Annotated in this window: 8 protein-coding genes; 2 read left to right on the top strand and 6 right to left on the bottom strand. The window is 74.3% G+C overall.

The annotated features are described in order from the left end of the window. Both G6556_RS04165 and G6556_RS04160 read left to right on the top strand, forming a co-directional pair. A partial coding sequence (locus tag G6556_RS04165; RefSeq protein WP_166938855.1) for a DUF349 domain-containing protein occupies positions 1–1,358 on the top strand: 1,358 nt, incomplete at its 5' end. A 67-nt stretch (positions 1,359–1,425) separates the two neighbouring features. Beyond that, positions 1,426–2,061, top strand: coding sequence for a hypothetical protein (locus tag G6556_RS04160; RefSeq protein ID WP_166938853.1), 636 nt, complete (start codon positions 1,426–1,428; stop codon positions 2,059–2,061). 110 nt (positions 2,062–2,171) lie between these two features. On the opposite strand, the gene G6556_RS04155 is transcribed toward G6556_RS04160, so the two are convergent. The 6 genes from G6556_RS04155 to ruvB form a co-directional block, all read right to left on the bottom strand. Beyond that, positions 2,172–4,493 carry a bifunctional (p)ppGpp synthetase/guanosine-3',5'-bis(diphosphate) 3'-pyrophosphohydrolase gene (locus tag G6556_RS04155; RefSeq protein ID WP_166938851.1) on the bottom strand — a complete coding sequence of 774 codons (2,322 nt, stop codon included), beginning with the start codon at positions 4,491–4,493 and terminating at the stop codon, positions 2,172–2,174. A gap of 202 nt (positions 4,494–4,695) precedes the next feature. Further along, positions 4,696–5,265 carry an adenine phosphoribosyltransferase gene (locus G6556_RS04150; RefSeq protein ID WP_166938850.1) on the bottom strand — a complete coding sequence of 190 codons (570 nt, stop codon included), beginning with the start codon at positions 5,263–5,265 and terminating at the stop codon, positions 4,696–4,698. After that, a complete protein-coding gene (gene secF / locus G6556_RS04145) occupies positions 5,262–6,368 on the bottom strand; it encodes a protein translocase subunit SecF (RefSeq protein ID WP_166938848.1) in 1,107 nt (368 codons plus the stop codon). The genes G6556_RS04150 and secF overlap by 4 nt, the downstream gene beginning before the upstream one ends. Then, positions 6,368–8,236 carry a protein translocase subunit SecD gene (gene secD, locus G6556_RS04140; RefSeq protein ID WP_166938846.1) on the bottom strand — a complete coding sequence of 623 codons (1,869 nt, stop codon included), beginning with the start codon at positions 8,234–8,236 and terminating at the stop codon, positions 6,368–6,370. The genes secF and secD overlap by 1 nt, the downstream gene beginning before the upstream one ends. A 101-nt stretch (positions 8,237–8,337) precedes the next feature. After that, on the bottom strand, positions 8,338–8,760 hold the full coding sequence (gene yajC, locus G6556_RS04135) for a preprotein translocase subunit YajC (protein WP_166938845.1): 423 nt from the start codon (positions 8,758–8,760) through the stop codon (positions 8,338–8,340). Between the two features lie 131 nt (positions 8,761–8,891). Further along, entirely contained in the window at positions 8,892–9,929 is a 1,038-nt protein-coding gene (gene ruvB, locus G6556_RS04130; RefSeq protein ID WP_166938863.1) for a Holliday junction branch migration DNA helicase RuvB, read from the bottom strand.

Below are 9,929 nucleotides of genomic sequence, written 5' to 3'. Positions count from 1 at the left end.
CGGCGGCCCCGTCGGCCCCGGCCGGCGAGGAGTCCGGCGAGGCCCCGGCCGCCCCCGCGGTGCCGGTGGTGCCCGTCCCGGTGGCCGACGACTCCGCCGAGGCCGCCGCCGCGGCCGGGTTCGGCCGGGTCGACGAGGAGGGCACCGTGTACGTCCGCGAGGCCGCGGGCGAGCGGGTCGTGGGCCAGTTCCCCGGCGCCTCCGCCGACGAGGCCCTGGCCCTGTACGTGCGCCGGTTCCTGGACCTCCAGGCGAAGGTCGCCCTGTTCGAGGCGCGGCTCAGCGCCACGGACCTCGCCGTCAAGGAGATCGACCAGACGGTCGCGCGCCTGACCGAGGAGACCGCCGAGCCGGCGGCCGTGGGCGACCTGGACGGGCTCCGGGCCCGCCTCGAGGGCCTGCGCGCCGTCGCGGCCGAGCGTCGCGCCGCGGTCGAGGCCGAGCGGTCCGCCGCCCGGCAGGCCGCGCTGGCGGCCCGCACGCAGATCGTGGAGCGCGCCGAGAAGATCGCCACGACCGACCCGGCGCGCATGCAGTGGCGCCCGGCGGGCGAGCAGCTCCGTGCCCTGCTGGAGGAGTGGAAGGACGCGCAGCGCTCCGGCCCGCGCATCGACCGCACCTCCGAGGAGGCGCTGTGGAAGCGGTTCAGCCACGCGCGCACCACGTTCGACCGGGAGCGGCGGCACTACTTCGCCGAGCTCGAGTCCCGCAACGCGGGCGCGAAGGCCACGAAGGAGGAGATCGTCCGCGAGGCCGAGCGCCTGTCCTCCAGCACGGAGTGGGGCCCGACCGCCGGCGCGTACCGCGACCTGATGGCGCGGTGGAAGGCCGCCGGGCGCGCGAGCCGGTCGGACGACGACGCCCTGTGGGCCCGGTTCCGCGCCGCGCAGGACACGTTCTTCCACGCCCGTGACGAGCTGAACGCGGCCACGGACCGGGAGTACGGCGCGAACCTCGAGGTCAAGGAGGCGCTGCTCGTCGAGGCCGAGGCGATCGACCCGTCGAAGGGGCTCGGCCAGGCCAAGGCCGCGCTGCGCTCGATCCAGGACCGCTGGGAGGCGGCGGGCAAGGTGCCGCGCGGCGACATCCAGCGCGTCGAGGGCCGGCTACGCGCCGTCGAGGCGAAGGTCCGCGACGCGGACCAGGCCGAGTGGCGCCGCACCAACCCCGAGACCCGCGCCCGGGCGGAGGGCGCCCTGGCGCAGCTCGAGAACGCGATCGCCCAGCTCGAGGACGACCTCGCGAAGGCCCAGGCCGGCGGCGACGCCCGCAAGGTCGCCGACGCGCAGGCCGCCCTGGACGCCCGCCGGTCCTGGCTGGAGCAGGTGCAGCGGGCCGCCGAGGAGTCCCGCGGCTGACCGCTCGTCCACAACCGGTGCCGGTCGCCCTCGCCACGTGCGGGGGTCGACCGGCATCGTGCTTCCGGTGACCTCCCACCCGGATCCCCCGCTCGACCGCGCGCACCCGCCGCCCGGACGCACCCTGCCCGCGCCGCGCACGGCCGCCCGGCTGCCGACGACGCCCCTGGTGCGTCCCGCCGACGTCGGCGCCGGAGTCTGGGACCTGCTGCTCCGGGACGGCCACCTCGTGCGGCTGCGGGACGACGTCGCGCTGCCCGCGGGGGTCCGGGCCACCCCGGCGCTCCGCGCGGCCGCGCTGGCCCCGCTGGTGCCGCCCCGCTGCGCCGTCGCCCGCGCCGCCGCGGTCTGGGTGCACGTCGGTGGCGACCCGCCGGCGCGGGTCGACGTGGTCGCCCCGAGGGGCGCGCGGGTGCCCCGCCCGACGGCGGGCCGGTCGGCCGCCGCGGCGGCGCTGCCGGACGGCGACGTCGTGCTGCTCGGCGGGGTCCGGGTGACGACACCGCGCCGCACCGCGGTCGACGTGCTCAGCCACGACCCGCCGGACCGAGCGCTGGCACTGGTGGCCCGGCTGCGCGCCACGGGGCTGGACGCCGCACGGGTGCGCGCGGACGTCGCCACCGCCGCGGGCCGGCGGGGCGTGCGGGCGGCAGCCGCCCTGCTCCCCCACCTCGCGGCCTCGGCGGCGCCGCGCGCCGAGTGACCAGGAGCTCGCCCGATCTGCGAGGGATGTCCGCTCGGTTCTGGACACTCACCGCCCGCCGCGCACACGCGCGGCCGCTCGCACCCGCGGCCGCTCGCCCGCCGGCCGCGCTACGCGTCGACGACCGGCTGCTCCGCCTTGGCCCCGGTGATCCGGTACACGTCGAACACGCCCTCGACCTTGCGCACCGCGGCGAGCACGGACGCGAGGTGCGACGGCTCGGCCATCTCGAACACGAACCGCGACTGGGCGACCCGGTCCCGGGAGGTCGAGACCGACGCCGACAGGATGTTCACGTGGTGGTCGGACAGCACCCGGGTGATGTCGGACAGCAGCCGGCTGCGGTCGAGCGCCTCGACCTGGATCTGCACCAGGAACAGCGCGGTGCTCCCCTGGCTCCACTCCACGTCGACCATCCGCTCGGGCTGGGCGCGCAGCGCGGTGACGTTGATGCAGTCCGACCGGTGCACGCTGACGCCCTGGCCGCGGGTGACGAACCCGATGATGTCGTCGCCCGGCACCGGGGTGCAGCACTTGGCGAGCTTCACCCAGATGTCGTCGACGCCCTTGACCACCACGCCGGGGTCCCCGGTGCGGACACGGCGCGCGGTCTGCCCGGGGCGGGCGACCTCGGCGATGTCCTCCTCGGCGCCCGGCTCGCCGCCCATGGCGTGCACGAGCCGCTGGACGACGGTGGCCGCGGAGACCTGGCCCTCGCCGATCGCCGCGTACAGCGCCGAGACGTCGGCGTACCGCATCTCGTTGGCGAGCGCGACGAGCGACTCGTGGGACAGCAGGCGCTGGATCGGCAGGTTCTGCTTGCGCATCGCCTTGGCGATGGCGTCCTTGCCGTGCTCGATCGCCTCCTCGCGCCGCTCCTTGGTGAACCACTGGCGGATCTTGTTGCGCGCGCGGGGGCTGGTGACGAACCCGAGCCAGTCGCGGGACGGGCCGGCGGTCTCGGACTTCGAGGTGAAGACCTCGATGACGTCGCCGTTCTCCAGCGTCGAGTCGAGCGGCACGAGACGGCCGTTGACCCGGGCGCCCATGGTGCGGTGCCCGACCTCGGTGTGCACCGCGTACGCGAAGTCGACGGGGGTGGCGCCGGCCGGCAGCGCCATGACGTCGCCCTTGGGCGTGAAGACGTAGACCTCGCCGTCGGCGATCTCGAACCGGAGGGAGTCGAGGAACTCCGAGGGGTCGGCGGTCTCCTTCTGCCAGTCGACGAGCTGGCGCAGCCACGCCATGTCGTTGCCGTCGGCGTCGCCGCCCGCGCCCTTGGCGTTCTCCTTGTACTTCCAGTGCGCCGCGACGCCGTACTCCGCGCGCCGGTGCATGTCGTGCGTGCGGATCTGGATCTCGACCGGCTTGCCGCCGGGGCCGATCACGGTCGTGTGCAGCGACTGGTAGAGGTTGAACTTGGGCATCGCGATGTAGTCCTTGAACCGGCCCGGGACCGGGTTCCACCGCGCGTGCAGCGCGCCCAGCGCCGCGTAGCAGTCCCGCACCGTGTCGACCAGGACGCGCACGCCCACCAGGTCGTAGATGTCGGCGAAGTCGCGGCCCCGCACGATCATCTTCTGGTAGATCGAGTAGTAGTGCTTCGGCCGGCCGGTGACCGTCGCCTTGATCTTCGCGCTGCGCAGGTCGGCGCCGACCTGCTCGCGGACCACGGCGAGGTACTCCTCGCGGGCGGGTGCGCGCTCGGCGACGAGGTGCACGATCTCGTCGTAGACCTTGGGGTACAGCGTCGAGAACGACAGGTCCTCGAGCTCCCACTTGATCGTGTTCATGCCGAGCCGGTGCGCGAGCGGCGCGTAGATCTCGAGCGTCTCGCGGGCCTTCTTCTCGGCCGAGGCCGCCGGGACGAACTTCCAGGTCCGGGCGTTGTGCAGCCGGTCCGCGAGCTTGATGACCAGCACGCGGATGTCCTTGGACATCGCGACGACCATCTTGCGGACGGTCTCGGCCTGCGCGGCGTCGCCGTAGGTCACCTTGTCGAGCTTGGTGACGCCGTCGACCAGCATCGCGATCTCCGGGCCGTACTCGGTGCGGAGCTGGTCCAGGGAGTACGAGGTGTCCTCGACGGTGTCGTGCAGCAGCGCCGCGGCGAGCGTCGGGGGCGTCATGCCCATCTCGGCGAGGATGGTCGCGACGGCGACCGGGTGCGTGATGTACGGGTCGCCGCTCTTGCGGAGCTGCCCGCGGTGGGCCCGCTCGGCCGTCACGTAGGCGCGCTCGATCAGGCTGAGGTCGGCCTTGGGGTGGTTGGTGCGGACGGCCTGGAGCAGCGGCTCGATGACCGGCGACTGCTGCGGCCCGCGGATCTGCCCGAACCTGGCCAGGCGCGACCGCACCCGGCTGGTGCCGCCCGTGGTCACGGGCGCCTCCGGCCGCGCGTCGGGTCCTGCCGAGGTCCGTGGCTCCGCCATGCACGCCTCCCGCCGTGCCGGGTCGCCCCGGCTGTGTCCGATGACGGCGCGGCCCGGACGAGCCGGTCACGCTGTCGATCCGCACGATTCTACGGCGTCGCCGCCGCGCACCGCGTCACGGGCCGTCGCCGCGTGCGCGCACCCGCCCGGCAGCGCGACGCCGCCGCCGCCCGGTGGGGGTGACGGCGGCGTCGTGGGTGCCTCAGACCGCGAGCAGCGCGTCCACGTGCCGGCCCGCGAGCCGCGACCGGCCCGGCAGGAACGTCAGGTCCATGAGGAACGACAGGCCGACGACCTCGGCGCCGCACTCCTCCAGCAGCTCGACGGTGGCCTGCGCGGTGCCGCCGGTGGCGAGCACGTCGTCGACCACGAGCACGCGCGAGCCGGCCGGCACCGTGAACGGGTGCAGCTCGACCGAGGCGGCGCCGTACTCGAGCTCGTAGTCCCGGCGGGCGGTCGGCCCGGGCAGCTTGCCGGCCTTGCGGACGGGCAGGAACCCGGCGCCGAGCGCCATCGCCACGGGCGCCGCGAGGATGAACCCGCGGGCCTCCATGCCGGCGACCAGGTCCACCGGGCCCGGCACGCGGGCGGCCATCTCGCGCACGACCGCCTCGAAGGCGGGGCCGTCCGCGAGCAGCGGGGTGATGTCCTTGAACACCACGCCCGGCGTCGGGTAGTCCGGCACGCTGCGCACGAGCGCCTCGACCCGGTCGACGAGCGCCTGGCCCGTCAGCGAGAGGTCCCGCCCGTCCACGTCCTGCACGCCGCTCATCGCCGGCCCTTCTTCCTGCGCGGCTGCGCCGCGACTCCCTGGTGGCCACCCGGGCGCACCTGGCCCGTGAACCGCGCGACCGCGACCGCCTCCGGCGACGCGTCCTCGTCCAGCCCGCCCTCGGCGAGCCGCGCGCGGGCGGCCAGCACCTTCGCCGTGTGCTCGCGGATCGGCTGCTCGCGCAGGCGGAGCACCACCTCGAGCGGCGTGGCGAGGAAGATCGAGGAGAACGCGCCGACGATCATGCCGACGAACAGCGCGAGCGCGATGTCCCGCAGCGTGCCGGCGCCGAGCACGAACGCCCCGATGAACAGGATGCCCGCGACCGGCAGCAGCGCCACGACCGAGGTGTTGATGGAACGGACCAGCGTCTGGTTGACCGCGAGGTTCGCGCGCTCCTCGTAGGTGGCGCGGGTCTGGTCGGTGATCCCGACCGTGTTCTCGCGGACCTTGTCGAACACCACGACGGTGTCGTAGATCGAGTACCCGAGGATCGTGAGGAAGCCGATCACCGTCGCCGGCGTGACCTCCCAGCCGACCGCGGCGTACACGCCGGCCGTGATGACGATGTCGTGGAACAGCGCGACGATCGCGGCCACGGCCATCCGCCAGTTCCGGAAGTACACCGTCATGACGATGCTGACGAGCACCAGGAACACGATCAGGGACGTCGCGGCCTTCTTGGACACGTCCGCGCCCCAGGTCGGGCCGATGAACGCGCTCGCGACGTCGTCGTCGGTGACGTCGTACGCGTCCTCGAGCGCCGTGCGGACCTGGGTGACCTGGTCGTTGGTCAGCTCGGAGGTCTGGATCCGCAGCGTGGAGGAGCCGACGTTGCTGACGCGCGGCACCTCCTCCGGCGCGATCGCGGTGACCGCGTCGATGGCGGGCTGCTGGTCGGTGGTCGACACGTTCGACACGGTGAACTGCGAGCCGCCGCGGAACTCGATGCCCGGGTGCAGGCCCGGCTTGAACAGCAGCACGACGGAGAGCAGCACGAGGACCCCGGAGATCAGGAACCAGGTGCGGCGCCGGCCGACGATGTCGTACGAGCGACGGCCCGTGTACAGGTCGTTGCCCCACTGGGCGAAGTTGACGGCCATCAGGACTCGCTCCCCTCGGTGCGTCGCGCGGCGGGGGTGCTGCCGTCGGGTGCCTCGTCGGTGTCGGTGGTGCCGGTGCTGCCGGCGTCGGCGGCGGACGCGCCGCCCTCCGCCTCCGCCTGCGCGGCGCGTGCGGCGGCGCGGCGCTCGGCGATGGTGCCGCCCGCGCCGACGGGCGCGGCGACCAGCGTGGAGGTGCGGGCGCCGAGGTCGGCGGGCTCCTCCGCGGGCGCGTCGGCGTCCGCCCGGCGGCCCGTGACCACCCGGCCGCGGCCGACGTAGCGGGTCGACTCGGGCGCGCCGAGCCGGCGCGGGTCCAGGCCGGACAGCGGGTGGCCGCTGCCGAAGAACCGGGTCCGCGCGATCAGCTTCATCACCGGGTGGGTGAAGGTGAACACGATGAGCAGGTCGAGCAGCGTCGTCAGGCCGAGGGTGAACGCGAAGCCGCGGACCGAGCCGACGGCCAGGAAGTACAGCACCACGGCGGCGAGGAAGTTCACCGCGTCGGACGCCAGGATCGTGCGGCGCGCGCGCTCCCAGGCGCGGTCGACGGCGGCGACCAGGGTGCGGCCCTCGCGCAGCTCGTCGCGGATCCGCTCGAAGTACACGATGAACGAGTCCGCGGTGATGCCGATGGCCACGATCAGACCCGCGACGCCGGGCAGCGACAGGCGGTACCCCTGCGTCCAGGACAGCAGCGTGATCACGCCGTAGGTGAGCACCGCGGCGATCACGAGCGACGCGACCGTCACCAGGCCGAGCGCGCGGTACTGGAACAGCGAGTAGATGACGACCAGGATCAGGCCGATGAGGCCGGCGATCAGGCCCTTCTCCAGCTGCTCGGAGCCGAGCGTCGCGGAGATCTGCTCCTCGCTCTGCACCTGGAAGCTCAGCGGCAGCGCGCCGAACTTCAGCTGGTTGGCGAGCGCGGTCGCGGAGTCGCGGGTGAACGAGCCGGAGATCTCCGCCTTGCCGTCCGAGATGATGACGCCGGGGTCGAGCGACGGCGCCGAGATGACCAGGCCGTCGAGCACGATCGCGAACTGGTTCTGCGGCGAGGTCAGGCCCTGCAGCCGCTCGGTGACGTCCGCGAACTGGCGCGTGCCGGTGCGGTCGAACTCCAGGTTCACGGCCCAGTTGTTGGTGACCGCGCCGGACTGGCTGACCTGCAGGCCGGAGCTGGCGTTCGCGATGTGCGAGCCCTCGACCTCGACCGGGCCCAGGATGTACTTGACCGTGCCGTCCGGGTCGCAGGTGACCAGCGCCGCGTCGGCCGCGCCCTGCTTGCCGCCGGTGAGGTTCGCCGGGTCGGTGCAGTCGAGGGCGTCGTACTCCGCCTGCACGGCGGGGGTGATGTAGTACTCGGCGTCGCTGGCGGAGTCCGGGGCGGCCTTCGTCGGCTCGTCCGAGGGCTCGGTGGCCGCGTCGGTCGCGCCGTCCGTCGGGCTGGCCGACGGGGTCGCGGTGGGCGTCGCGGCGCCGTACGTCAGGACCGGACGGAACTCCATCTGCGCGGAGGTGCGGACGAGGTCCAGCGTCTCCTCGCTCGGGCGTCCCGGGAGGGCCACGACGATGTTGGACCCGCCCTGCGAGCTGATCTCCGCCTCGGCGACGCCGGACGAGTCGACGCGCTGCCGGATGACCTCGATCGCCTGGGCGATGGTCTCCGAGGTGACGCGGGACTCGTCCTGGGCCACCGGCGCCAGGATGAGCTGGGTGCCGCCCTCGAGGTCGAGGGCGAGCTTGGGCGTCCAGGTCGCGTCCGACAGCTTGGTGCCGGCGAAGATCGCGCCGAACACGGCGACCGTGATCACGGCGAGCGTGAGCAGGATGCGCGCCGGGTGGCGGCGGCGTGTGGGTGGGGCCAACGGACCGTCTTCTCTCGTGCGCGCACCGCCCGCGGACGGCGGGCGGTGCGGATGAAGGGCGCCCCTCCCCCGCGGCGTGCGGGGGCGGGACGCCCGGTCGACTACTGCTGGGGCTTCTTGGTGCTGTCGGGGCCCTCGTCGTCCCGCGGCGGCTGCAGCGAGGAGAGGTCGTCCGGGACGTCGATCCGGCCCGGCGGGATGGCGCCCGGCTCGTCGCGCCACTCGGCGTCGTCGCCGTCGGCCTCGTCGGTCTCGTCCTCGTCGGCCACCGGCGGCTCGACCAGGCGCGCGATCGCGGCCTTGATCCAGACGGACTGCTGGCCGGGCGTCGACTCCAGGGTGACCTCGTCGCCGTCGACCTCGACGACCGTGCCGTACATGCCGGAGCCGGTCATCACCCGCTGGCCGGGCTGCAGGTTGTCGCGGAAGCTGAGCTGCTCCCGCTGCGCCTTGCGCTGGCGGCTGGACAGCAGCCACATCGCCCCGAGGCCGATGACGAGGATGATGAGGAAGGTCGGGTCCACGAAGAAACAGCTCCTGACTGCGTACGACGTCGGCCGCAGTCTAGGCGCCACGGCTCCGGGCTCCTAACGACCGCGGGCGCGCGCCGGTTCCCTGTGCGGGACCTGTTCGTGCCGCCGCGGCGCGCGGGGTCTCAGCCGAACAGCGTATCCGTCGGCAGCGGCGCGGACAGCCCCAGGTGCGCCCACGCCTCCGGGGTCGCGACCCGGCCGCGCGGGGTGCGGCCGATCAGCCCCTCGCGGACCAGGAACGGCTCCGCGACCGTCTCCACGGTCTCGGGCTCCTCGCCCACCGCGACGGCGAGCGTGGTGAGCCCGACCGGCCCGCCGCCGAACCGGGTGCACAGCGCCGTCAGCACCGAGCGGTCGAGCCGGTCGAGGCCGCGGCGGTCCACCTCGTAGACCTCGAGCGCGGCCCGGGCGGCCTCGAGCGACAGGGTGCCGTCGCCGCGCACCTGCGCCCAGTCGCGGACGCGGCGCAGCAGCCGGTTGGCGATGCGCGGCGTGCCGCGGGACCGGGAGGCGATCTCGGCGGCCGCCTCGTGCGCGAGCGGCACGCCCAGCAGGCCGGCCGACCGGATCAGCACGCGCTCCAGCTCGTCGTCGGCGTAGAAGTCGAGGTGGCCGGTGAACCCGAACCGGTCGCGCAGCGGTGCCGGCAGCAGGCCCGCGCGGGTGGTGGCGCCGACGACCGTGAACGGCGGCAGCGCCAGCGGGATGGCGCTCGCGCCCGCGCCCTTGCCGACCACCACGTCGACCCGGAAGTCCTCCATCGCGACGTACAGCAGCTCCTCGGCGGGCCGGGCGAGCCGGTGGATCTCGTCGATGAACAGCACCTCGTTCTCCTCCAGCGAGGAGAGGATCGCGGCGAGGTCGCCGGCGTGCTGGATCGCGGGGCCGCTGGTGACGCGCAGCGACGTGCCGAGCTCGGCGGCGATGATCATGGCGAGCGTGGTCTTGCCGAGCCCGGGCGGGCCGGACAGCAGCACGTGGTCCGGGGCCCGGCCGCGGCCGAGGGCGGCCTGCAGCACGAGCGACAGCTGCTCGCGAACCACCTTCTGGCCGACGAACTCGTCGAGGTGCCGCGGCCGCAGGGCCGCCTCGGCCGCGCGCTCCAGGTCGTCCGCGCCGGGGCGGACGACGGAGTCGGCGGGGTCGAGGTCCACGCCCAG

Origin of the sequence: Cellulomonas sp. IC4_254, assembly GCF_011603975.1 — a bacterium.
GTDB lineage: Bacteria > Actinomycetota > Actinomycetes > Actinomycetales > Cellulomonadaceae > Cellulomonas.
Note: the sequence above shows the minus strand (reverse complement) of the source record. Positions and strands in the feature narration are given on the sequence as shown.

What these genes read in the sequence shown, in the direction of transcription:
- secF (WP_166938848.1), bottom strand. Translation starts at nt 6,368, where the DNA reads ATGGCCGTCAACTTCGCCCAGTGGGGCAACGACCTGTACACGGGCCGT.
- G6556_RS04150 (WP_166938850.1), bottom strand. Translation starts at nt 5,265, where the DNA reads ATGAGCGGCGTGCAGGACGTGGACGGGCGGGACCTCTCGCTGACGGGC.
- G6556_RS04155 (WP_166938851.1), bottom strand. Translation starts at nt 4,493, where the DNA reads ATGGCGGAGCCACGGACCTCGGCAGGACCCGACGCGCGGCCGGAGGCG.